Raw genomic sequence first — 24,077 nt, 5'->3', positions numbered from 1 at the left:
CGCCGGTCTCTCTTTCGGCGGGACGACTAGCCGGCGATGGTGGCGACCGAGCCGGAATCCACCCGTATGCCCGCACCGTTGATAAAGCTGGCGCGCTCCGAACACAGGAAGGCGACGGCCGCCGCCACCTCCTCCGGCTTGCCCCTGCGATCCAGCGTCATGCCAGGCCGCTCTTCCTTCAGGAAGCTCTTGATCGCCTCCTCGAAGGTTTCGCCGCGTTCCTCGGCGCGCTTCTTCATCATGGCGTCGGTCATCGGGGTGGCGATGAAGGCGGGCGAGACCGTGTTCACCAGCACATTGTCGCAGCCATAGGCCTTGGACAGACCCTTCGCCAGGCTGAGAATGCCAGCTTTCGAGGCGCAATAGGCCAGTTCGTCGACATAGGGCTGGACCGCATCCTCCGACGCGAACAGGACGATACGGCCCCAGCCCGAGCGCCGCATGGCCGGAATGGCCTGGCGGCACATCCGCACCGCGCCCATCAGATTGATGTCGAGCGTCTCCAGCCAACCGGCGTCATCGACATCCAGGAAATCGCCGGTCGCGCCGGTCACGCCCGCTGCGTTCACATAGATGTCCGGATCGCCCATGCGGTCTCGGACCTCCGCCCACAGGCGTTCGACATCGTCGGCCTTGGTGACGTCGCCGGTCACGCCGATGCATTCGCCCAAGGCGGAAAGCTCCTGGACGGCTTCATCCAGCGTGCCGTCCGGCTTGTCGGTCAAGGCGACCCGTACGCCGGCTTCCAGCAACAGCCGCGCCGTCTCCTTGCCCATGCCGGAATCGGCGCCGGAAATGAGGGCGATCCGCCCCTTGATCCCGAGGTCCATCACAAATCTCCTGTTCGTTGACGTTCGAGGAAGCGATCGGCCGTGCGCAGGGCGACGGCCATGAGGGTCAAGGCCGGGTTGGCCGAAAGCGCGCTGGGGAAGACGGAGTTGTCGCAGACGTACAGGTTGTCGATCTCGACGCTGCACCCGTCGGCGTCGACGACCGCCCCGTCCGACTTGTCCCCCATCCGGCAGCCGCCGATGGTGTGCGCCGACCGGGCCACCGCGAAGATGTCCTCGGCGCCGGCGGCGGTCCAAATCTCCGTCATGATGCGCCGGGCATGGGCGTCCAGACGCCGCTCGTTCTCGCCATAGCTGAAGTCGATCCGCGCCTTGCGCAGCCCGACGGCGTCGACCTCATCGGACAGGGTCAGGCGGTTGTCGTCGTCCGGCAGACACTCTCCATTGATGCCGATCCCGGCGAGCCGGCGATAGTTGCGTAGCGTATCGACCAGCGGCGCGCCCCAGAGGCCCCCGCCCCGCGCGAACCCGCCCGCCAGGGTGACCGGCATGACGCCAAGGCTTTGGATCAGATAGCCGCCGGCGAAGTTCGCGTCCGACGGACGCACCATGTCTTCGCTGATCAGGGAAGAGGGATAGCCGCGGTTCATCGACATGTCGGCGTCGAACCGGCCCCAGACCTGGGTCGCCACATGGGTCATGAAGTTGTGGCCGACCTCGCCGCCGGCGTTGCCTAATCCCCAGTTCAGCAGCAGGCGCGGCGTCTCGACACCGCCCGCACAAAGGAACAGCGCTCGACAGTTCAGCCGATGATCCTGCCCGTCGCGACGATAGATCACGCACTTGATCCGTCCACCGGCGTCACGCTCCACGCCTATGGCCCGCGCGTTGGCGATAGTCTTGGCTCCATTGGCTGCGGCCATCGGCAGAAAGCTGTTGTCCGCGCCGCCCTTGGCGCCGGTTCTGCATCCCTGGTGGCAGGCGCCGCAGTTGACGCAGGCCATGCGGTAGGGCGTCGTCCCCGCCTCGCGATCGCGGGACAGCACGGCCGCCGGCGCATCCGTAACGGTCAGCCCGACGGCCGTCGCGCCACGGGCCATTGCATCCGCCGGGGCGTTGCGCGGGACAGGCGGATAGGCGAACTGTCGCCCGCCCCACGGATAGTCGGCCGGGCCTGAGACCCCGATCACCGTCTCTACGGTCTCGACATAGGATTCCAGTTCGTCCCAGCCGAACGGCCAGTTCCGCCCGCGTCCCGTCTCCGAGGCCAGCGTCAGATCACGGGGATCGGGTCGTGGGCAGAAGGCGCCCCAGTGCAGGAGCGAGCCGCCGACGCCCTGGCCGGAGTTGTTGGCCCCAAAGGCGGTCGGGTCGCGCCCTCCGCTCAGGCGCTCCTCCATCCAATAGAGATCGGCCGTCGTTTCGTCGGGCGTATGCTCCGCCGGATCGAAAGCCCGCCCCGCCTCCAACACCGTGACCGACAGCCCGGCCTTCGCCAGCCTGGCCGCGATCGGAGCCCCGCCGGCCCCGCTGCCGATGATGACGACATCGGTTTCGCCGGCCGTCCTTGCAGGCGCGCTCAACCCACGCCCTCCCTCGGCAGACGCCAAGGTTCGGTGTGGTCCGCCGCCGTCTGGTCATATCCCTGGAACCGGCCTTTGCCGCCCGTGGCGAAACCGTCGTAACCGATCTGGGCCCAAGTCGATGGCAGCGACATCCACAGGCGCGCGGCCTCGGACACGACGTCCTCGAACCAGAGCTTCATGGCGTCTGCCGAAAGCCGGCCCGGCTCGGGCCATTCGCCCTGCGAAATGGTGCGCAGGATGTCGTCTTGGCGATCGGGGGCCAGGGTTGCGAACTCCGGCGCCGTGGCGGCGATCTCATCCAGCCCGCGTCGCCAGGCCTCGGCGTCCGAGGGAAGGTCGGCGAACCGCCACCCGTCGCCCTGTCCTCTGGCGAGCGCCACATCGAGACGCCGCGTCAGATCATCCGGATCGCCCCCATCGGGCAGAATTCGCGCTATCATCGCCGACAGGACGGCGCGCTGGGTCGGGTTCAGGACGCCGCCGTCAGCTGGCGCCGGACCGAAATGACGATCCAGCATTGCGCGTCGCGTGCGATCCGACACGCGATCGGACGCCATCAGATCCACAAAGGGTGGAGGCAGCGCAGATGAACCGAGCTTCCCGACGAACTCCAGAACCAGGCCGGCGAGACGGTCTGGCTGTTCCTGAGGGATCAGGTGCGCCGCATCCGACACGACCACCACGTCAGCCGCGCGATAGTGGGGGGCGTTGACACGCCGCTGCGCCGCCTCGCCGAGATCGCCATCCTCTGCGCCGGCGATGATCAGGGCGGGGAAAGGCAGGACGCCGGCCTGATCGGACCAGTCCTCGCGCGATCCTTCGGCCAGCCATCCGCGCCAGGCTTCGGGGCTGGATCGAGTGAAATCAGCCAGGGCCCGATCGAAGGCGGCCTGCGGCAGACCGGCGGCGGTATTGGCGTCGATAGAACTGGCGTCCCCGATCCTCGATCCTGGTCGGATCGTCGAACCAGGTCAGCATATCCGCACGCCTGCTCTCGTCCATCGGCTCCGACGAGGGTGGCGATCCGGCGACCAGCACCACGCCCAGCAACCCGCTCAGACCGGCCGCCCCGTCACGCGCCCGCGCGGCGATCAGGGTCGCAAACTTGCCGCCCATGCTGTGGCCGACAAGGATCCAGCGCGGGAGATGAAGATCGGTAAGGCGGCGGCTCAGGTCCTCGAGCACGGCTTGGACATCGCCATAGCCTTCCCCTGCCCTGTCCCCGAACCCTGGAAGATCGATCGCGACGGTCACCACCTCATCGGCAAGCCGGTCGATCACCGCGTCCCAATCGTGGCGGCTCGAGCCCAGGGAATGAAGGAAGACGACAGTAAGGCGGGTGTCTGTGAGCATGCAGGGGCTTTTTAGAAAGCGAAGACGCGAGGCTCCGCCGTGATCGGTCGGCGGTCGTCGATCAGCGCGCCAGCGGCGGAATTGCTCCCAACAAAACAGACTCCAGACGTTGAAACCGGCTCAAGCCCGCCATGCCCTCAGGCCGCCGCCAATTCGGTCAGAAGCTTCTCGATGAAGGCCGTGTCGTGCGGTTGATCGTTGGCGGCATCGACGATCATGCGATCCTCGGACCAGCGTCGATCATCGCGCAACGGCAACGACGCTTCCATGCCGGGCCGACGCGCCGCTGCGATCCGCAACGCCGTCGCCTTCGGTCCCGATACGATTTCCGTGACGCCGGCATCACGGGCGAGCGCCGCCAGGCGACGGCCGGTAAACAGGTCCTCTGCGGGGTCTGGTAAAGAGCCGAACCGATCTTCGGCTTCGTCTCGCAAGGCGTCGACATCTTCCGCCGTCGTGGCGCGCGCCAACCGGGCATAAAGATTGATGCGCACGGTTTCGTCGGGGATGTAGTCCGCCGGCAGATGTCCTGTCGCGCCGACGTTTAGACTGGGAGAGGCTTGGTCTGGATCGGGATCGCCTTTGGCAGCCGCGAGCGCCCGAGCCAGGACGGCCTGGTAAAGGGCCGAGCCGATCAGCCTGACATGTCCGGCCTGTTCCTCGCCCACCAGATCGCCGCCGCCGCGCAGGTCCAGATCGCGCCCGCTGATCGCGAAGCCCGCCCCCAGTCGGTCCAGCGCCTCTAGCGTCTGCAAGCGCGCTTCCGTCGCCGCCGCCATCGGCGTTTCGGGATCGGAAAGCAGATAGGTGAAGCCCTGGCGGCGCCCCCGGCCGACACGCCCGCGCAGCTGATGCAACTGCGCCAGGCCAAACCGGTCCGGCCGCCAGATCAGCATCGTATTGGCGCGCGGCACATCCAGGCCGGTCTCGATGATGTTCGTGGCCAGAAGCACGTCCCCCTCGCCGTCGGAGAACCGGCTCATAACCTCGTCGATCGCGGACGGGGACATGTCACCGTGCGCCGAAACCACCGACAGCTCGGGCGTCAGAGTCTTCAAGCGTTCCGCCAAGGGTTCCATATCCTCGATCCGCGGCACGACCACGAAACTCTGCCCGCCCCGCGCCTTCTCGCGCATCAGCGACAGGCGAACGGCCCCAGCGTCGAACGGGGTCATGAAGGTTCGGATGGGCCGGCGTCGGGCGGGCGGACTGGCGATCAGGCTGACGTCCTGAATGCCGACCATGGCGCTCTGCAGGGTTCTTGGAATCGGCGTGGCCGACATCGACAACAGATGCGGCGCCTTCTCTGCCAAGGCAGATTTCATCTGCGCGCCGAAGCGATGCTCCTCATCGATGATGACAAGCCCGAGGCTGGAAAACGCCAACCCTTCCGACGCCAGCGCCTGCGTACCCACCACGACGCGCATGGAGCCGTCCGCCAGCCCTGCCTTGACCGCCCGCGCCTCCGCGCTGTCTGCGGCGCGCGATAGGTGGCCGATTTGAATGTCCGTGTCCTTGAACCGTCTCTTGAAGACCTCGAAATGCTGACGCGCCAGGACGGTGGTCGGGGCGACGACGATGACCTGTTTGCCGGCAAGGGCCACGGCCGCCGCAGCGCGCAGGGCGACCTCGGTCTTGCCGAAACCGACATCGCCGCAGACGAGCCGGTTCATGGGCTTGCCGGATCCCAGGTCGGACAGGACCGCCTCGATGGCGCGCGCCTGATCGGTCGTTTCGGGGAAGGCGAACCCTGCGGCGAACCGGGCCAGCGCCTGACGCGGCGCGGCGATCGGCTCGGTCCTCAACGCTGCGCGCGCTTCGGCCCGGGCGGACAAGGCCGCTACGGCCTCGTCGATCTGCGCGCTGACCTTGGCGCGTCGCTTCAGCCATCCCTGGGTATTCAGCCGATCCAGCGACACTGCGTCCGGCTCCGAGCCATAACGCCAGATTTTGCCGAACTCCTCGATCGGCGCGAGGATGGTGCCTCCGCCGTGATATTCGATGCGCAGAACGTCGCGCTCGACACCATCGGCAGCGACCCGCTCCAACGCCTTCAGGACGCCCAGACCGTGGTCTTCATGGATGACCACATCGTCCAACCGCAGTTCGGTCTCTCCGAACGCATCGTTCGTGTCGCCGGATCCTCGCGCGATCCGGCCGCCGAAAATGTCCGAGGGCGTCAGGACGACTAGACCGGCGGCCGACTGTCGGAAGCCTGTGTCCAGATCAGCGGTCACGACGGCGATCTGCCCGGGCTGCAGTGGTGCGATCGCGGTCCAGCTCTCGAGCGCCACCGGCGTATCGATATCGTGGCGACGCAGCAGGCGTAGGATGATCCTGTGCTCATGAGGCAATCCTGTCAGAACGATGCGGTCGCCCGCCTCGCGCCGCTCGGCAATGAATTGTTTAAGGGCCCGCCCCGGCGACTTCTCCAATGCGAAGGCCGGCGTCGGCGCCCAACCCTCGACGCTCAGGGGTTTGGCGCCTTTCAACGCCTGCCGAACGTCCTTTTCCGTCAAATAGAGGCTGTCGGGTTTCGCAGGACGCGCGCCCTCACTGAACCGCAGGCGCGTGTCATAGGCTTCGGCCACATGCGCGCGAATGCGTTCGAACCGATCCTCGACGCCCACGTCAGTCAGGATCATCGGCTTGACGAGGAAATCAAACAGGGTCGTGGAGGTCTCAGCATCGATCGACGGGCCCGTGTCCTGATGATCAGCCTCGTCATCCTCGGGCGACCGGTCGCTCCATTCAGCTGCCGGGGTCAGACAGATCGTCTCGATCTCGGCGCCCCGGCGCTGCGATACGGGATCGAAGGCGTGGATCTCGATGATCCGGTCCGCCTCGTCCAAAGCGATGCGATAAGGCGTTGCGGACGCCGGCGGAAAGACGTCGACCACCGCGCCGAGCAGAGCGTACTCGCCAGGTTCGTCGACCCGCTCATCCGCCGCATAGCCCGTATCCGTAAGAAACGATTCCAGGACTTCGCGATCCAGCGCCTCGCCCGCCGCGAGCGACAAGCGGGCCTTGATCCGTTCGCGCGACGGCGTCCGCTGCACGATCGCATCGGGCGAGGCGACCAGGAACACGGGCCTTGCGCTGGCTTCGTTCAGGGCGGCCAAGACGGCCATCCGCCGCCCCATGCTTTCTCGCGAAGGCGCGGCGCGGTCGTAGGGCAGGCAGTCCCAAGGCGGCAAGATCAACACCTCGGCGTCCTTCACCATCGGCGAGAGCGCCGCCGCAATCTCATCGGCGCGACGTTCGCTGGTCGCGATGAACACCACGGCCTGCGAGCGCTTGGTCGTCATCTCAGCAAGTCCGGCCGCCACGGCCGCCGCCGGCATTTTCCAACGCTTGCCATCGTCCGCCTGGGGGGCTGGCCCATCGACCAGGACCTGCTGGCCTGTGGCGGAAAGATCGGGGTCGGCGGGTGACGATTTCATCCTGGCTCAACCCCAAGGCCGGCCGAGGGTTGCGCCCGCTTTCGTACCCCCGACCGGTCATTTCAGCTGCCAGCGCGACGGAACCGGCCTAGAAGGGATTTGCAGGATCTTTTCGTGCGGCGGCGATTTCGGCCAGCGTGGGGTCGCGCCGAATGGTCAATCCGTCCGACGACCAGTCGATCAGCCCTATATCCGCCATCGCCCTCAGCCAACCGTCCATCGGCCAGACCGACCAAGCGGCGTGAAAGCGTTTGGCGTTGGCGATCAGCGCGCGAAAATGCTGCAGGGGCGGATCATAGCCCTCATGGTGCTGGTGGAAGACCGGTGCGCCGCCGGCGAAGAGGAGCGGCAGGCCCTCTCGCGCGGTGCAAAAACCCAGGTCCGTGTCTTCGGCGCCGTAGCCGACATAGGTCTCGTCGAACCCGCCAAGCCGATGGAAGGTCGAGCGACGGAGCGCGAAAGCCAGAGACCAGAACAGGCCGGGATTGCGCTCCAGGCTTTCGCCTTCCTGCGGAAAGGGGCGCACGGGATGGGGCCGGCCGGCCGCTCTCAGATCGACTTCCGACAGGGGACCCGGCCGGACGGCTCCGGCGGGAAGATAGAGCACTTCCGGACAGACGACGGCGTCATGCTTGGCGAGCACGGCCTGCATCCGGCCGCAAACTGCCGACGACACGATGCAATCCACGTCCAGAAACAGCAGGATATCGCCTGATGCCAAGGCGGCCGCCAGATTTCGGGCGGCCGCCAGAGGCAGGGCGTCGCCCGCCAGACGTTCGACGCGGACCGCAAAACCCACCGGCGGCGGCCTCACGGGCGCATCGCTCATGTCGACGACGATCAGTTCGTCGGGCGGCGAGGCGCTGAGCATCAATCCCTCGACCAATCGGTCCAGATGCGCCTGCCGGTTGCGAACCAGCGTCAGAGCGGACAGCCTCGTCATCGCCGGCTCCACATATCCAGCCGATAGTTCGGATGCCGTTCGGCGAGCTCCACTTGCATGAGGTTCGATAATCCGAGCCAGAGGCGCTCGACGGCGTCGTCGGCGGTCTGGGGATAGTCGGTCTCGCCGGTCCAGTGCACCAGAAGAACGCGTCCGCCATCGACCAAGCCATCAGCGATGCGTTGCGCCGCCAGGTCCAGATCGGCGTCGCTCCAGTAGTAGGCGACTTCGGACAGGACGACGAGATCCAGCCCGTCCAGAACCGGACATTCCCGAGGGAAGGCCGCGGCCGCGAACCGGACTTTCCGCCTCCCCGACAGACTCTGACGCGCCCGCTCCAGGGCGGTCGGGCTGACGTCGATCGCCAACAGACGATCGCAGACTGCGCTCAGCCGCTCGGTCAGGACGCCGCCCGCACAACCGACCTCGAGCGCAACAGCCGCTCGCCGCGTCGACAGGGCGGCGATGGTGCGATCGAATTTGGCGGCCTCATAGGGGCTGGAGGCCAAATCCCACGGATCGGCGTCCCCGGCGAAGATGCCTTCGAAATAGGCGGCGGGAAGCGAGCGTTCAGCCATAGGCGTCGCGCCGATACAGGGTGTCCGAGGCGGCCCGCAGCCCCCTCTGCGTCTCGAGCCGAAACCCCGGTCCGAACATCGGTGTCAATTGGCTCTGATGGGCCGACAAGGCGTAGGCCCTCAGGCCGGCCCTTAAAGGTCGCGTCGTAATCCGCAGCTTCGCCCCGGACGGAGCCGCACCCCACACGACATAATCGAAAACGGCGAGAGGCCGGCGGGCCATACTGGCTGCGTGCTTGGCAAGCTGTGCCGCCGCCTGGTGATCGCAATGGGGATCGTCGGGACCCGTCACGGCGATCGCATCGACGCGCCGCTCGCGACACAAAGCCGCAAGACGACGCGCGGTCGCATCGAACGCGATGCTGCCAGGAGAAGCGGGCTGGGCATCGGGCCAATCCAGAAACACCGGCGGCGCAGCCGCATCCCCCGCCAACCGTCGAACGGCGCGTCCCGCCTCCAGGCGTCGGGTCCGGATAAGCCTCGCACGGGCGGCCGCGTCCGAATGATCGTGCGAACCCGCGCCGTCGGTGAGGATCACGACGCCCGCCAACCGCTCGGCCTTGGCCGCCTGATGGACTAAGGCTCCGGCGCCCAGCGTCTCGTCGTCGGCATGCGGGGCGATGACCAGCCACCGCGCGGATCGCCAAGGCGAACTCTCCAGCGCCAGGGTCGCCAGCCGGCCGGTTTTCTCGCTCACCATAGGGCGTCGCCCTCGCCCCAGAGATCGCGATCCAGCCAGGTCTTGGCCGCCTGGTCCTTCGCATAGTCAGGCCCGGCCTGCCGAAGATAGAGGCTGAGATCGCGGGTGATCTTGTCGATGCGCTCGCCGTCGAAGGCGCTGCGCGTCCCGACCGACCGCGCCGCCACTTCCATGACATCCAGGGCGCTGCGTTCGACGACGCCGCGCGTGGCGCGGGCGAAATCCCCGGCGTCCGGCGCTTCGGACGCCGCGCGGATCGCGGCTTCACGGACCCAAAGCCAGGCCGTTCGCGCCGCAACGACCGCATCGGCAAAGCGCGCGCGCTGGATGGGATCGGCGCGGGCGGCGTCGGACAGCGCGTCGCGCATTGCCATGACCAGGCCCTCGACGCCGCCCAACTGCACCGCCGTGAACCGCCAGGCCCCCGCCGTGAAGCGCGGTTCGCGATCATAGTCTCCGGGTCTTCCGAGCCGCTGATCGGCATCGACCGTCAACCCGGTCACCTCATAGCGCCCGCTGGTCGTCGCGCGCATGCCGCGGACGCGCCAGCCGCTCAGATCGGCCCTCTCGGGCGCGTTCGCCGGCATGACGATCAACTCGCGTTCGCCCTGTTCCGGCTGAGCGGTGATGATTGCATATTCCAGTCCGCCCGCGCCCGTTGCGAACATCTTGGTGCCCTGCAGACGAGCGCCGACCAGACGAACGCCGGGCGGCGGTTCCGTCGCCCAGACGCCGAACCAGGCGCCCTGCGCCAGGACCTTGCCGAGCCAAGCCTTCTGGGCCGGGTCCGCGTACCAGTCGAACAGCGCCAGGGCGTTGACGTGCCCTTCGAACAATCGGCCGACGCTGAGATCCGACCGTCCCACACTGCGTAGGGCGTCCATCAAGGCCAAGGCCTTATGGATTGGTTCGTCATAGGCCGTTCCGCCGCTTTGGACCGGAGCGAACCGCCGCCCCCAACCCTCCGAGGCGAGCAGCGTCAGACTGTCGGCGGGATATCGCGGCGCAGCGTCGTAGCGCGCACCCAGCGCCGCCAATCTAACCTCAAGTTCCAGAGGCGATGACGCGGTCGGTGTTGTTTCCAGGGCTGTCATCGGCGTGCCTCAAGCTCTGATGCGAGATCGACAAGCCAGAGTCCGGCGGCGCCGAGTCCCTGCCCGCTGATCTGCTGCCGATCAGTGGGCGACAGTGAGAGTGCTGACCTAAGGATGCTCGGCCATTGCTGCGCCTGCGGCCACTGCGCCAGGACGATCGAGGCGCCAAGCACCGCTAACCGTTCGGCCTTCGCGATCTGCTCGTTGTAGGCGCGAGGCTCAGGAAGACAGACAAAGGGCTTGTCGGCCGAAATCACCGCGTTCAGCAGGCCGTCTCCCGCGCCTCCGACGATGATCTCCGCCTTTTCGATCTCGTCGCCAATAGCGTCGATCCAGCCTGCCAGCTTCAGGTTCGACGGCATGATCGGCGGCGGCTCGATCGGCCCGACCCCGGTCCACACCTGATCGGGCGTAGCTTCTGCAGCCGCCGCCAGCTTGGCGCCATCCACCGGATCGCCACCCCGACCATGAACGACCAGGATGCCTGCTCCACGTTTCGGTCCCGAATAGCGCCGGGGGGCGAAGTAATGCGTTTTGTCGCGCACCTCTCTCGCCACCGGTCCATCCAGCCGCTCATGGAAGGGCGCAAGCAAGGCTTCTGCGCCGCGGAAGGCGTCCAGATGCGCCGGGTCCGATCGATCCCCCGCGAGACGGACATAGACCACAGGCGTCGCACACAGCCGGGCCAGCATCGCCATCTCGACCGACACATCGATCACCATCAAGGCCGGCTTGGCGTCGCTGATCCACTGGGCGAACCGGGCGGTTCGCGCCCGGACGCCCGCATGGTGATAGGGGGCGTAATGCAGCGCCTCGGGCCGGACAGGCGCCTCGTCACGGCCGGAGAAGCGGTCTCCCTCGTGGGGCCTGTCATCCTCCAGATCCACGCAGGCGATGTCTTCGGTTCGCCCTTTCAGTCCCGTTCCAAGCAGGACAAATCGCTCGGGCGCAGCGGCGGCGATTTCCAGTGCGCGCTGGCGGTGGCCGTCGCCCTGGTGATGGACATAGTATCCGATCGAAGCCCTCACGCTGCGGCTCTCTCAACGCCGTCGGCCCATTCGCGTAAATCCATGTCGAGCGGCATGGCGGGCAACTGGGTTTCCAGTGCCGACAGCCGCCTGGCGCTCGCCGCGTCGTGACGCTGACCCCGGCGCCACCTCGCCCGCTGCCGCCAATGCGAAAGGTCCGGCGCCATGATCGGACCGCCGTTCCGCGCCTGATCGAACAAGCGGCTCATGTCCTCCGCCATCCCCCCGGCGGCGCGGCCCGTAGTTCGTGCCGACACTCGGGTCCACACCGCCGAGGGATGCACAAGCCTGGCCCCTTGCGCTTGAGCGGCGATCACAAGCGCCCGATCCTCGCCCGTCGGCTGTTCCGGCACCCCGCCGGCTGACAAATAGGCCGCCGCCGTGATGGCGAGGCTGGCCCCGGTGTGATCGCCATGTCTAGGCGCCGGATCATGCGGCGAAGGGTCGATCTCGTCCTCGATCGCGCGAACTTCACGCCAGTAGGCGTCCCACATCTGGCGCAGAGCCGCGACATCCGCCGAGATCGCTTCCGCTTTATCCAGCACCAGCCGTCCGCCCACCAGATCTGCTCCATCCGCGATGGCTGCGAGATTGGCGGACAGCCAGTTCGGCGGCGGCCGCGTGTCGGCGTCCGTCGAGATCAGAACGCCATTAGATCGATCTCCGAGATGCTCGAGACCGACGGACATGGCCGCACGCCGCGCCGCGCCGGCATGCGCCCGATGGTCCGGGAAAGTCTGCAAATCGACGACGATGTCCAGTCGATCCTTCCACCGATCGGCCGCTGCCTGCGCCTGATGGAGCGAACCGTCCGTGGAGTTATTGATGCAGAGCGCGATCGAAATCCTGCCCGGAAGATTCTGTGCGGCCAGGGCGGCCAGAAGCACGGGAAGACGCCGTTCCTCATTTCGCACGGGCACGCAAACGCAGAAGGCAGGTTCGCCCGTCATGCGATCAGCCGATCTTCCAGCGCGTCATTGGCCTGCATCTGCCCTGCCGCAGCCGCCTGAATCATCTCGCCATAGAGTTCTTCATAGGCGGTGATCATCCGGCGCACATCGCAGGCCGCCTCGGCGCGGGCGCGGCAGGCCGACCGAGAGAGGCCGACCGCCCGGGCGATTGCGCGCGCCAGATCCTGCACATCGTCCGGGCGCGCCAGGGCGCCGCAGTCGGGTGTCAGAATCTCGGGAATGGCGCCGCGCGCGAAGGCGGCGACGGGCGTGCCGCACGCCAGCGCTTCAGCCACCACCAGCCCATAGGGTTCGTCCCAGCGCGGCGTGCAGACGAAGGCGGCCGCCTGCCCGATCTCCTTCGACAGCGTTTCGTGGTCGAGGTGACCGAGATAGGTGGTTTCGCGCGTCAACCTCGGAGCGATCTCGGCATCGAAATAGGCTTGATCTAAGATCGGGCCCGCGAACCGCAGGGCGATACCCGCCAATGCCGCCGCGTCCAGCGCCAGGTGCAGGCCCTTCTCGGGCACAATCCGCCCATACCAGATCAAATGTCCAGGGTCGTCGTGACGCGCACGCCATGGAAAGCGCTCAAGATCGATCCCGTTCAGAATGACCTGATCGATCGGCCGCACCGGGCTCCATTGTTCACGCATCGCCTCGGACACGCCGACGAACCGCGCGAATGGCGCGCTCGCTTCGCGGATACCGCTTTCCAGCCAGCAAAATGGCGGCGTGTGGAGCGTGGTGACCATCGGCATCGGCAAGGTCTCAGCCATCGAGACCGGCAGATAGTGCAGGCTGTTGTTGTGGATGACGTCGAACGAACTGCGACGAAGCCGGCTCATCAACGACAGATAGGCGTGATGCTCTCGGAAGAAGGCGACGTCGCCCGCTTCTGCAGTCCCAACCTTGGCGATTTCCGTCTGGTCGCAGATCGCCTCAAGACCGAGCGCGGGATCGGACAGGGTCGCTGCAAACAGCGTGACGTCATGGCCGTTCAGCCGCAGTTGGCGACAGAGCAGATGGGTATGCATCTCCAGCCCGCCGGCGAAGGGTTCTGCGATCGGATATTTGAGATGTGCGATGACGCCGATGCGCATCCATACCGCCAAGACCAACAACCCGATCCCCCTCGGATCGGTCCATGGCGTAACGCCTGAAAGGCAAAGCAATACCGGCGCTGTTCAGTTCCTATGTGCGGTTCCGCGCTTCTGCCCAGAAGCGAAGGCGCTCGGAGCTTTGAGAGAAACCCCTAGGTTCGCCAGATCGCCTTCGCCTGCCGCAGCCTCCATCGTGCCACCCACAAATGGCCACCGAGGTCATGGTCGCATCTTGCGTTCGCCCTCCCTAGGCCGCCCTTCCTCTCTGCCGAGACCGATTTGTAGTCAGACGGTCGGCACAGTCCCGCCATCGACGACGATTTCCGCCCCATGGATCGAACTCGCCCGATCAGAGGCGAGAAACGCAATGGCCTCAGCGACCTCCCATGGTTCAGCGCCGCGTCCGATGGCGATGCCGCCTAGCCCGGCGAGCACGCGCTGTCGCGCGTCTTCGCGCGTGCCGCCGTTGGCCGCCCGGATCCTGTCCAGGAACACGTCCGCGCCGTCCGTCATGATCCAGCCCGGCGAGACTGTGTTGACCCGCACGCCCTTCGGACCAAGTTCTTTGGAGAGGGATTTGCTGTAGGTCCTGAGCGCGGCCTTGGCGGCGGCGTAGGCCGTGGTCGCATCCGGCAGGGGCAGAACCGACTGGATCGAGGTGACATGCACGACCGCGCCCGCGCCCTGTTCGATCATGTGGGGGATCAGCAGACGATCGAGGCGCACGGCCGCCAGAAGGTTCAGACTCAACTCGGAGAGCCAGTGGTCGTCTGTCAGGGCAACGAAGCCGCCCCCCGGTGTGCTGGAGCCGCCCATCACATGCGCAAGAACATCGAGGCCGCCCAGCCGGTCGAGCGCGGCCTTGGCGAAGGTCTCCCCACCCTCGGCGGTCGTCAGGTCGGCCTGAACGAACGCCACGCCGTCAAGGGGCTCAGGATTGGAGCGCGCTGCGGTGATCACCCGGGCGCCGCCGGCCAGAAACCGTTGGACAGTGGCGCGTCCCAGCCCTTTAGTGCCGCCGCTGATGAAGACGCGCTTGCCCGCGAACTCGTTTGGATTCGCCAAGACGCTCATACCGAAACGTCCATGGTCTGGATCGCGTCACCTTCCAGTTCGACGCGGTAGGTGAAGCGGATCGGGCTGCCTGGGAAATCGCCGTGGGCCGGACCTTCCATCACGACCGCCTGGCCGTCCTGGCGAACGGCCTCGGGGGTGAAGATCGCCTTGAGATCGACGACCATCGCCTTGAGCAGGGCGCGGATCGCGTCACGCCCTTCGAACCGCTTGCCGTTGTCCAGAAGGACGGCGTCGACGGCGAAGGTTTGGATCATGCCGTCGAGGTCGAGCCGGGCGTTGGCCGCGACATAGTCGGCGATGGGGGAAGGAAGCTCTGGCGACATCGTTCTGTCCTGCGTGTTGCGTCGCGACCGGGCGGCCGCGCCTTGGGTCTCGCCTAGGTAGAGATGGACATCGCACCACATAATCGGGACAAACCGTTGTGCATCATCACGGAAACCGGGACAATCGATGAACAGCAGCCTGACCGAGTTGGAGGCCGTTCTGGTGGTCGCCCGCTGCGGAAAGTTTCGCGCCGCCGCGGTCGAGTTGGGCGTGTCGACGACCGCAATCAGCAATGCGGTGGGAAAGCTGGAGCGCACGCTTGGCGTACGCCTATTCAACCGGACGACCCGGAGCGTCTCTCTGACAGAGGCGGGACAGCAGTTCGTCGCTCAGGTGGCGCCCGCCGTACGCGATATCCACGAGGCCATGGACGGCGTCCGCGCCCGTCAGTCGACGCCCTCGGGCACACTGCGCATCAACGCCTTCCCAACGGCGGCGCGGGAAATCTTTTCGGCCCTCGTCCTGCCGTTCGTTGAGGCGCACCCTCAGGTCCACATCGACCTCGTCACAGAGGGCCGCATGGTCGACATCGTCGCCGGCGGTTTCGACTTCGGCGTCCGCAGCGCTGACCGCGTCCCGGCCGATATGATCGCCATTCCGCTCGGGTTGGCGCGACGGAATGTGGTGGTGGCGTCACCCGCCTATCTGGCGGCGCGCGGGACGCCGAAGGTCCCGCAGGACCTGATGAACCACGCCTGTCTTCGCGTGCGTCTTCCCAATGGCGCCCTCTACCGCTGGCCGTTCGAGAAGGGCGGACAGTCGGTCCAAATCGATGTGAAGGGCGCCCTCACCCTTGATGAAGCGAGCCTCGCCCGCACCGCCGCCCTTGCCTCGGTCGGCCTCACCCTCGCGATGGAATCCGACGTGCGGGACGACCTGGATGCCCGCAGGCTGGTCTGTGTTCTCGAGGACTGGACCCCCACCCTGTCGCCCTTGAGCCTCTACTATCCCAGCCGCCGCAATCCGACGGCCGCGTTCAAGGCGTTCATCGAATTTGCTCGACAGCGTCGCGAAAGCACGACCGGCTCCACACGACTAACAGGCTGGGACATGAAGGACACAGCCTCCGGAGGCTCGCCGAAAACAGGGGCTGGACCAGACTGCGAAATCTGAGCGCCGGCCCTTCAGCGCGGTCTCCGACGGCCGCAGTCGCCGACGCGGCCATATCGCCGCGAATAGAAACCGTCTCTCGAGATGTCGCCTGTCGGATGGCGCTCGCTTCATCCGTCAAAATGAAGACGGCGCCAAGACGTCGTTGCGCGGTCCTGCGAAACGACGTCCCGGCCCCTGTCGATCAGAACCGCTTGGTCACCTGCACGCCGTAGGTGCGGGGCTCGTTGACGAAGGCGGTCAGGTTGTTGAAGTCGATGCCCCCGATCACATTCTCTTCGTCGGTGACGTTGCGGACATAGGCGGCCGCCTCGATGCCGCGGTTCAGGTCGCGCCAGCCTGCGCGCAGGCCGCCTTCGAAATGCGTGTCCTGCATGAACTCGACCGATTCATAGAGGAACAGGTTGAAGTTCTTCTGCATGACCCAGTCGGTCGAGGCGAACAGCTCGGTGTCGTTCCCCAGCGACCGGACGTAGTTCAGCGTCAGGTTGGCGGTGTATTCCGGCGCCTGGGGGAAGGGGTTGCCGTCGATCTTGGCGCGACGGGTCGTGCCCACGGTCACGATCGGATCGGTGACGGTGCAGTTGGCGCCGCAGATGGCCACCAGCAGGTCGCCGTCCTTGATCTCGGTGTGGTTCCAGGCTGCGCCGGCCGACAGGCTGAAACCTGCGCCCAGATCGATGTCGCCGTCCAGCTCCAGGCCGTAACCCTCGCCCTTGTCGGCGTTGATCAGACGGTTGGTGTTGTCCGCCCCGCCGATGGCGGTGAACTGCATGTCGCTGACCTCATAGACATAGGCCGTCGCGTTGAACCGGGCGCGGCCGTCCAGCAGGCGGGCCTTCAGGCCGGTCTCGTAGGACATGACGGTCTCGGAGTTCGCCGTGGTCAGGACCGGCAGGTTGCGCCCCTGGATCGACGGGCCGCGGTAACCCTTGGCCGCGCGGGCGAACAGGTTGAGGCTGTCGTTGACCTCATACAGGGCGCTGACGTCCCAGCTGACCTGCTGGTCGCCGACGGAGACGGCGCCCGTGCCGCCGGCGCCCGTCCCCAACACGATGCGCCCGTTGTAGTCGCGGTTGTCGTCGGTGTAGCGCACGCCCGCCGTCACCTTCAGAGCGTCCGTCAGTTTGTAGCTGCCCTGACCGAACACCGACCACGAATCCGACTTCTGCACGATGTCGTTCACCCGCGTCGGCTGCGGATTGCCCGTGCCGTTGAACGAGCCCGACACCAGGTTGATCCGCTCGTCCCAATAGAAGGCGCCGACCTGCCAGCCGATGCGGCCGTCGCCGTTCGAGGCCAGGCGCAGCTCATAGGTGTTCTGCAGCAGGTCGCTGGACAGGGTGCCTGTCTCGGAGTTGAAGGGCGTCTTGAAAGGCGCCGTCGCCGGGGCCGAAGCCACGCCGCCGTCGATGTCGCCGTCGCCCTGGGACCAGCCCTGATAGGAGCCGACGATGCCGGTCAGGGTCGCGGGACCGAAGTCATAGGCGACCTTCAACGATTCGGACGTCGTCTTCTGCTTCTGGAAGTTGTTGCGGCCGCCGTCGTAATAGACTGTGTCGCGGTCGAAGTTGTCGTTCAGCTTGTTGGAGCCCTTGGTCAGGGCGTTGGCGCGGTTCATCGTGCCCGTGCCGTCATAGTCGCGGGCCTGCAGCGTCAGCAGGGTCGATAGCCGATCGGTCGGCGTCCAGGCGACATGGACGCGGGCGGCCAGATCGTCGAACCCGCCCAGATCATCCTTGTCGGGATTGGCGAACGACGGATTGTAGGCATTGTTCACCCAGTCGTCGCGATGGTTCCAGAGGATGGCGCCACGCACCTGAAGCGTGTCCGACGCCGGCAGGGTGACGGCCGCCTCGGCCCGGGTCGAACCCAGGTTGCCATAGGTCAGCGAGCCGAAACCGGTGAAGTCGTCCGACGGCTTGACGGTGTCGATCTTGACCACGCCTGCGGGCGTGTTGCGGCCGAACAGGGTGCCCTGCGGACCGCGCAGCACTTCCAGCTGCTGCACGTCGAACAGGGGAAAGCCCTTCAGATAGACGCTCTCCAGCACGACGTCGTCCAGCACGACCGACACCGGCTGCGAAGCGGTGAAGTCGAAATCCACATTGCCCAAGCCGCGAATGTAGAACCGCGGCGCGTAACGACCGTTCGAGCTTTCCACCTGCAAGCTGGGCACGCGGCCCGAAAGCGACAGGATGTCGGCGCCGCCGGCCGAGATGTCCTGGACGGTCTGGGTGTTCAGGGCGGTGACGGCGAACGGCACCTCGCGGATGTTCTCGCTACGGCGCTGGGCGGTGACGACAATGTCGTCGACGCCGGCGGGCTCAACGGCGGCGTCCGTCGTCTGGGCGAGAACCGAGCCTGCGCTCAGCAGGGCGATGCCGCTGACGGTGGCGGCCAGAAGGGCTTGGCGAAGCATGATCGAGATTTCCATGGCGACAGGGGGAGGACTTGTCGCGCGAGGCCGTAAAGCTTCACAGCCAGAGCCGCCAGTGCAGAGCGGACCTGTTTCTTGAACCTTTGAAGACGCGGCCACACCCGTGTGACAATCTGTCTTCGGGCGGGGAATGAAGGGTGCGGCGCCATTGTGCCGGGGCGCCCGAAATGCGAACCTGAACAGCTGCGTGAGTTCGCTCCGCACGTCCTCCTGGACATCGTTTGGATCGCGTATGCCTCTCGTCACGCCCTCCCGTCGCAGGCTGCTTCAACTCGCCGGGGCGACGGCGATTGCGCCAGGGCTGTTTGGCATGAAGCGGACGGATGTGATCGGCCGCGTGCTGGCCGTCTCCGACATGCATTCGGCCTATGAGCGGACCGCCCAGCTGTTGGCCGCATTCGAGACCGAAGTCCGCGCCAACCCCGTCCCGCACGTCATCGCCATCGACGGCGACATCTTCGAGCACGGCAATGTCGTCGCCGTGCGCTCTGGCGGCGTGATCGACTGGGCTTTCCTGGCGGCCTTGCCGGCGATCGCGCCAACCGTGTTCAACCTGGGCAACCACGATAACGACCTGACCCCCGACCTGGCCGAGGTCGTCGCCCGCCTGAAGGGTCTGGGCATTCAGGTTGTCAGCACCATCGGCGATACGCGCACCGGCTCCGGCTATGCCGATGCGTCCATGACGCTGCCTTTCGGTCGACGGTCCCTTCGGGTTGTGGGCATGGCGACCGATGCACTGACCACCTACCCCAAATCCTCGCGCGACCAGCTGTCTATCCCGGCGGCCGCCACATGGGCCGCCGCCAACCTCGCCAAGACCCTGGCCGGCGCAGACCTCGTCATGGTCATGAGCCACGCCGGGGTGACCGCGGATCGGGACATCCTGCCGCTGTTGCCGGACGGCAGCCTAATGATCGGCGGTCACAACCACCTGCTGTTCCAGCACAGACCGGGCCGCAGCGCCTATGTCCACACCGGTTCCTGGACCGCGGCCTATACAGCAGCCGAGTTCCTATCAGACGGCTCGGTCACGGCCCGTTCCCGCGCCGTCGTGCGGGAGGCGCCCGCCTCTCCCGCGCTGGCGGACCTGATCGCCGCGACCCTTGCCGCCAATCTGACAGACGAGGAGCGGACCATCCTCGGAAACAGCCCTTGCGCCCTGTCGCTGGGCGATACGGGACGGCGTGTCGCAGCCGGACTGGCCCAGGCGGCCGGCGCCGACGCCGGCTTTATCGGCCACACCACCCTGGGGACCGGCGTCCCCGCCGGGCCCGTCAGCCGCTACGATTTTGATTCCGTGGTCCGCTTTGATGGAAAGCTGATGAGCGCCACGATTTCCCGCGCCCAGTTGGAACGCGTCATGGCCCGCGCCAATCAGGACCGCGCGATGCCCCTGGCCGACCGTAGCGGCGACTTCCTTTATGCGGCGGTGGGTTCATCGAGGGCCGATCACGTCCGTATCGCCACCACCGACTGGTGCGCCACGAACCAGGCGGAGTATTTCGGCATGACCGACCTGCGTTTCGAAGCGATCGCTGAAAGCAGTGTGAAACGCGCAGCCGCCGCCGCGCTCTTGACGGTTTGAGCCCTCGACCAACACAGCGATCGGTTCATCAGGCCGGGTCTGCGTCCGCTTGGATCAGCGCCTCGTTCATGTCCTGCAGAAGACGTCGGAGCGACGCGATCTGTTCTCCCGTCACCGGCAGTTGGCGCACGACCTCTCTCCGGATCGCCGCCAGATCCGCTCGCATCGCCATCGCCTTGGGCGTGGGCTGAACCCAGACCCGCCGTTCATCGCGCGTATCGCGCTTGCGCGCGACCAGGTCGGCCGCCTCCATACGCTTGACGAGGGGCGTCAAGGATCCGGTATCGAGGGACAGACGCGCACCCAGGTCGCCCATCGTCATCGGTTCCTCCGCCTCCCAGAGCGCGATGAGCACCAGATACTGGGGATGGGTCAGCCCGAGGGGAGCGAGGCCGCGACGATAGAGGCGTGTCACCAGGCTGCTGCTGATCTGGAGCGCCAGACAGAGCTGCTGATCGATATGGAGTTCCGTGAAATCGCTCGGCTCGTCTTCGTGAGGCGCCGAAAGGCTCATGGCGGACAGTCCCGATGGTGATGCGTCCGTCTTAACACGCCCGATCCCAATTATATCGATCTTGATACAATCACTGTTAAGGTTCCTGCATTATGAGCGGATGCCGCGATCCTCTCCCCCGGGATCGAAGGAGACACCCCCATGTTCAAACGTCACTCCGCCGCCCGCCTGAAAGCCCAGACCGAAACGGCGGAGCTGCGCAGTCTCGTCAGCGCCGTTCATCGCTCCCAGGCGGTGATCGAGTTCGAGCTGGACGGAACCGTCCGGACCGCCAACGCCAACTTCCTGTCCGTGCTCGGCTACGACCTCGAGGACGTCCAGGGCCGGCATCACCGGATGTTCGTCGATCCCGTCGAGGCCGACACGCCCGCTTACGGGGACTTCTGGCGCCGGTTGAACGCGGGCGAATTTTTCGTCGACAAGTTCGTGCGCTATGGCAAGGGTGGACGTCGCGTCGTGATCGAGGCTTCCTACAACCCCATCCTCGACGAAGCCGGGCGCCCGTATAAGGTAGTGAAATTCGCCAGCGACGTCACGGCGATCGAAGACGAGCGCGAACGCCGCGTGCAGGCCGACAGGGCGGCCGCAGAGATCCAGGCGACGGTTGTCGAGGAAACCGGCAAAGGGCTTTCGGCGATGGCCGCCGGAGATCTGTCCTATCGCATAGGCGACAGCGTTGTCGGCGACTATGCCAGTCTCAGGGAGAACTTCAACCAGGCTCTGATCGCCCTCGCCGCCACCCTGGGCGCCATTCGCGGCGACGCCAGCGCGGTGCAAACGGGTGCAAGCCAGATCAGCGCCGCTGCCGACGACCTGTCGCGCCGCACCGAAAACCAGGCCGCGGCGCTGGAACAGACGGCTGCGGCCCTGGATGAGATCACAGCGACGGTCCAAAAGACGGCCGCCAATGCGGCGGCGACGGAAGGCGTCGTCTCGGACACCCGGCGCCAAGCGGAGGCGGGCCTCGCCATCGTCGAACACGCCATGGAGGCGATGACGCAGATTGCGCGGTCTTCCGACAATATCGGCGAAATTCTCGGTGTCATCGACGAGATCGCCTTCCAGACAAACCTCCTGGCCCTGAATGCAGGCGTGGAGGCTGCGCGCGCCGGCGAGGCCGGACGGGGGTTCGCCGTCGTGGCGTCGGAGGTGCGCGCCTTGGCGCAGAGGTCGGCCGACTCCGCGCGTGAGATCAAGAGCCTGATTTCCAAGAGCGCCGCCCAGGTCAAGGCCGGCGTCGGTCTGGTCCAGGACTCCGGCCGAGCCCTGTCCGACATCGCCGCGGGAGTCGGAACCGTGACAGGTCTGATGACCGAAATTCGCGCCTCGACGCAGGAACAGGCGATCGGTCTCGCGGAGGTCAATACGGCCGTCAATGCGATGGATCAGATCACCCAGCAGAACGCGGCCATGGTCGAGGAATCTACCGCCGCCAGCCTCACCCTCTCTCAAGACGCCGCGCGCATGATGGACCGGCTCACACGCTTTACCATCGGTGATGTCACCGCCGGCGACGATGAAAGCCTGTCCGCCGGCGGCCTCCGTGCGTCCCCCTCGCCGGCCGCCGGCGCGCTTTACCGCCCGAAACTGGCGGTCGTGGGCGGCGGCTCCCGCTGGCCTGCCGGCGGACGGGGGGCCTGACCCGATGTCGTCTGAGTCTTTCCCGACCGTCGAGCGCCCCCTCGGCGGAAGGCCCGTCCTGACGGCGGTCAGGCGGTCGCGCTCTGACCGGCCGCGAACCGCCGACATTGGCGGATTCGTCGAGCGCACCGCGTTAGCCAATGGAGGCGATCGCCCATGATCAACATCGAGGCTGAGGTTGGCGACCGCGATCGGGAAGACGCATCCCTATTGTCGATGCTCGACGTCTCAGAGGCGCAGCGCCTGGCGGTTCTGCGCGACGTCCGTCTTTTGGACAGCGCGCCCGAACCCGCTTTCGACATCACCGTGCAACTGCTCAAACAGGCGACCGGCGTGCAGACGGCGCTGGTTTCCCTCGTCGATGCCGATCGGCAATGGTTCAAGGCGCGGGCCGGGCTGGACGTCTGCCAAACGCCTCGCAGCGCCGCCTTCTGCGCGCACACTATCCGGCAGACCGAAACCCTCTGGATCGAAGACGCCCGGATCGATCCACGGTTCTCTTCCAATCCCCTGGTCACGGGCGAACCGCATATCCGGTTTTACGCCGGGACCGCCTTGACGGTACGTGGCGCCCGGATCGGCAGTCTTTGCGTGTTCGATCCGCTTCCCCGCCCCTTCAGCCCGGAGGTGCAGCGTGTTCTGGAATCGACGGCGGCCTCTCTGTCTGATCTGATCGAACGCCGGGCTGACGGGCTTTCCGCCCAATCTCTGCTCGACCACTCCACCGACGCCGCAGTCGCTGTCGACTCCAGCGGCTGCCTGACGCTCTGGAACAAGGGGGCGGAGGCGATGTTCGGCTGGTCGAGGCAGGAAGCCTTGGGCCAGTCGCTGGACCTCATTCTCCCGCCCGACCTCGCCAGCGCCCATTGGCAGGGGTTTTTCCGATATGTCGCCGGAGGCGCGCCGCGTCTCTTCGGCAAGGCCGTGGAACTGACGGCCGTCCGGCGTGGCGGCCATCCCTTTCCCATGGAGTTGACGCTCGCACGGTGGGATCATGCCGGTCAGGCCTCGGTCGGCGCCCTCATCCGCGACATCAGTCCAAGGAAGGCGATGGACCTTCAGCTCAGCCAGGCCCTCGTCGACGCCAAGGCCTCAGATCGGGCCAAGAGCCGCTTTCTGGCGGCGATGAACCATGAGATGCGCACCCCTCTGAACGGCGTGCTCGGAATGGGGCATGTCCTGGCCGCCACGGCGCTCGATCCTTTCCAAAGCGATGCCCTCGCTATGATCATGGAGTCCGGACAGCATCTAGAGACCCTTCTTGGCGATATCGTCGCCTTCAGCGCGGAGGAAGCGCCCGAAAATACTCCATTCTTCCCGGCGGCGGTCCTGACGGACGGCCTGCGCGTCAGTCTTGCCGCGGCGGCGGCGAAGAATATTCCTGTCGAGCTCACTGTGGCGGACACCATTCCGCGCGAGGTCGTCGGACAGGAAGACGACTTTCGGCATATCGTGCGCTGCCTCGTTGACAATGCGGTCAAGTTCACACGAGACGGCATGATCGCCATTCGGCTGGCTTGGAGCGCGCCTCATCTGCGCCTGGAAATCTCGGACACCGGCGACGGGTTCGACATCCGTCGACTGGACGACCTTCTCAAACCGTTCGAGCAGGCCGACAACAGCGTCTCGCGCGCCTACGACGGCGCGGGGATCGGACTGGCCCTCGTTGATCGCTGCGTTCGCCGCTGGGGCGGCCACCTGACCGCAGACTCAACGATAGGCAAAGGCTCGACGTTCATCGTCGATCTACCAGTCACGGCTTGGACGGACTGAGACTGCGAGGCTCGCGCATCCTGCGGTGAAGATCGGGCGTC

Annotated in this window: 20 protein-coding genes; 4 read left to right on the top strand and 16 right to left on the bottom strand. The window is 66.3% G+C overall.

Going from position 1 to position 24,077, the window contains the following annotated elements; translation table 11 throughout:
- Positions 1-26: 26 nt before the first annotated feature.
- The 14 genes from BVE01S_RS03805 to BVE01S_RS03745 form a co-directional block, all read right to left on the bottom strand.
- On the bottom strand, positions 27-830 hold the full coding sequence (locus BVE01S_RS03805) for an SDR family NAD(P)-dependent oxidoreductase (protein WP_066624466.1): 804 nt from the start codon (positions 828-830) through the stop codon (positions 27-29).
- Positions 830-2,374 carry a GMC family oxidoreductase gene (locus BVE01S_RS03800; protein WP_066624464.1) on the bottom strand — a complete coding sequence of 515 codons (1,545 nt, stop codon included), beginning with the start codon at positions 2,372-2,374 and terminating at the stop codon, positions 830-832. Before BVE01S_RS03800 ends, BVE01S_RS03805 begins: the two co-directional genes overlap by 1 nt.
- Positions 2,371-3,060, bottom strand: coding sequence for a gluconate 2-dehydrogenase subunit 3 family protein (locus tag BVE01S_RS17150; protein ID WP_218015905.1), 690 nt, complete (start codon positions 3,058-3,060; stop codon positions 2,371-2,373). Before BVE01S_RS17150 ends, BVE01S_RS03800 begins: the two co-directional genes overlap by 4 nt.
- A gap of 181 nt (positions 3,061-3,241) precedes the next feature.
- Positions 3,242-3,730 (bottom strand): alpha/beta fold hydrolase, encoded by a 489-nt coding sequence (locus tag BVE01S_RS17145; RefSeq protein WP_218015904.1) that lies wholly within the window; start codon positions 3,728-3,730, stop codon positions 3,242-3,244.
- Positions 3,731-3,867: 137 nt separating this feature from the next.
- Positions 3,868-7,173: a DEAD/DEAH box helicase gene (locus tag BVE01S_RS03790; protein WP_066624462.1), complete on the bottom strand. Its 3,306-nt coding sequence runs from the start codon at positions 7,171-7,173 to the stop codon at positions 3,868-3,870.
- Between the two features lie 88 nt (positions 7,174-7,261).
- Positions 7,262-8,116 carry a glycosyltransferase family 2 protein gene (locus BVE01S_RS03785; RefSeq protein ID WP_066624583.1) on the bottom strand — a complete coding sequence of 285 codons (855 nt, stop codon included), beginning with the start codon at positions 8,114-8,116 and terminating at the stop codon, positions 7,262-7,264.
- Positions 8,113-8,694: a class I SAM-dependent DNA methyltransferase gene (locus tag BVE01S_RS03780; protein WP_066624460.1), complete on the bottom strand. Its 582-nt coding sequence runs from the start codon at positions 8,692-8,694 to the stop codon at positions 8,113-8,115. Before BVE01S_RS03780 ends, BVE01S_RS03785 begins: the two co-directional genes overlap by 4 nt.
- On the bottom strand, positions 8,687-9,394 hold the full coding sequence (locus tag BVE01S_RS03775; protein ID WP_084375272.1) for a PIG-L deacetylase family protein: 708 nt from the start codon (positions 9,392-9,394) through the stop codon (positions 8,687-8,689). The genes BVE01S_RS03780 and BVE01S_RS03775 overlap by 8 nt, the downstream gene beginning before the upstream one ends.
- Positions 9,388-10,488, bottom strand: coding sequence for an acyl-CoA dehydrogenase family protein (locus tag BVE01S_RS03770; RefSeq protein ID WP_066624458.1), 1,101 nt, complete (start codon positions 10,486-10,488; stop codon positions 9,388-9,390). Before BVE01S_RS03770 ends, BVE01S_RS03775 begins: the two co-directional genes overlap by 7 nt.
- A complete protein-coding gene (locus BVE01S_RS03765) occupies positions 10,485-11,516 on the bottom strand; it encodes a glycosyltransferase (RefSeq protein ID WP_066624455.1) in 1,032 nt (343 codons plus the stop codon). The genes BVE01S_RS03770 and BVE01S_RS03765 overlap by 4 nt, the downstream gene beginning before the upstream one ends.
- Positions 11,513-12,466 carry a glycosyltransferase family 2 protein gene (locus tag BVE01S_RS03760; RefSeq protein WP_066624453.1) on the bottom strand — a complete coding sequence of 318 codons (954 nt, stop codon included), beginning with the start codon at positions 12,464-12,466 and terminating at the stop codon, positions 11,513-11,515. The genes BVE01S_RS03765 and BVE01S_RS03760 overlap by 4 nt, the downstream gene beginning before the upstream one ends.
- Entirely contained in the window at positions 12,463-13,569 is a 1,107-nt protein-coding gene (locus tag BVE01S_RS03755) for a glycosyltransferase (RefSeq protein WP_066624451.1), read from the bottom strand. The genes BVE01S_RS03760 and BVE01S_RS03755 overlap by 4 nt, the downstream gene beginning before the upstream one ends.
- A gap of 285 nt (positions 13,570-13,854) precedes the next feature.
- Complete coding sequence (locus BVE01S_RS03750; protein WP_066624448.1) at positions 13,855-14,643, bottom strand: SDR family oxidoreductase; 789 nt, start codon at positions 14,641-14,643, stop codon at positions 13,855-13,857.
- Entirely contained in the window at positions 14,640-14,969 is a 330-nt protein-coding gene (locus BVE01S_RS03745) for a nuclear transport factor 2 family protein (RefSeq protein ID WP_066624581.1), read from the bottom strand. The genes BVE01S_RS03750 and BVE01S_RS03745 overlap by 4 nt, the downstream gene beginning before the upstream one ends.
- A gap of 127 nt (positions 14,970-15,096) precedes the next feature.
- Here BVE01S_RS03745 and BVE01S_RS03740 point away from each other — a divergent pair, with 127 nt between their 5' ends.
- A complete protein-coding gene (locus BVE01S_RS03740) occupies positions 15,097-16,083 on the top strand; it encodes a LysR family transcriptional regulator (RefSeq protein ID WP_084375271.1) in 987 nt (328 codons plus the stop codon).
- Positions 16,084-16,264: 181 nt separating this feature from the next.
- On the opposite strand, the gene BVE01S_RS03735 is transcribed toward BVE01S_RS03740, so the two are convergent.
- Positions 16,265-18,502, bottom strand: coding sequence for a TonB-dependent receptor (locus BVE01S_RS03735; RefSeq protein ID WP_066624578.1), 2,238 nt, complete (start codon positions 18,500-18,502; stop codon positions 16,265-16,267).
- 250 nt (positions 18,503-18,752) lie between these two features.
- Here BVE01S_RS03735 and BVE01S_RS03730 point away from each other — a divergent pair, with 250 nt between their 5' ends.
- Entirely contained in the window at positions 18,753-20,108 is a 1,356-nt protein-coding gene (locus BVE01S_RS03730; protein WP_066624445.1) for a metallophosphoesterase, read from the top strand.
- Between the two features lie 28 nt (positions 20,109-20,136).
- Here the strand turns inward: BVE01S_RS03730 and BVE01S_RS03725 are convergent, their stop codons facing one another.
- Positions 20,137-20,622 (bottom strand): MarR family winged helix-turn-helix transcriptional regulator, encoded by a 486-nt coding sequence (locus BVE01S_RS03725; protein ID WP_066624442.1) that lies wholly within the window; start codon positions 20,620-20,622, stop codon positions 20,137-20,139.
- 141 nt (positions 20,623-20,763) lie between these two features.
- On the opposite strand from BVE01S_RS03725, the gene BVE01S_RS03720 reads away from it, so the two are divergent.
- Both BVE01S_RS03720 and BVE01S_RS03715 read left to right on the top strand, forming a co-directional pair.
- Positions 20,764-22,263 (top strand): methyl-accepting chemotaxis protein, encoded by a 1,500-nt coding sequence (locus BVE01S_RS03720; RefSeq protein ID WP_084375269.1) that lies wholly within the window; start codon positions 20,764-20,766, stop codon positions 22,261-22,263.
- A 156-nt stretch (positions 22,264-22,419) separates the two neighbouring features.
- A complete protein-coding gene (locus BVE01S_RS03715) occupies positions 22,420-24,036 on the top strand; it encodes a GAF domain-containing sensor histidine kinase (RefSeq protein WP_066624432.1) in 1,617 nt (538 codons plus the stop codon).
- Positions 24,037-24,077: the final 41 nt, after the last annotated feature.

The sequence above is a fragment of the Brevundimonas vesicularis NBRC 12165 genome, assembly GCF_001592205.1.
In the GTDB taxonomy this organism is placed as follows: Bacteria; Pseudomonadota; Alphaproteobacteria; order Caulobacterales; family Caulobacteraceae; genus Brevundimonas; species Brevundimonas vesicularis.
This window is presented reverse-complemented; position numbering and strand designations above follow the sequence as displayed.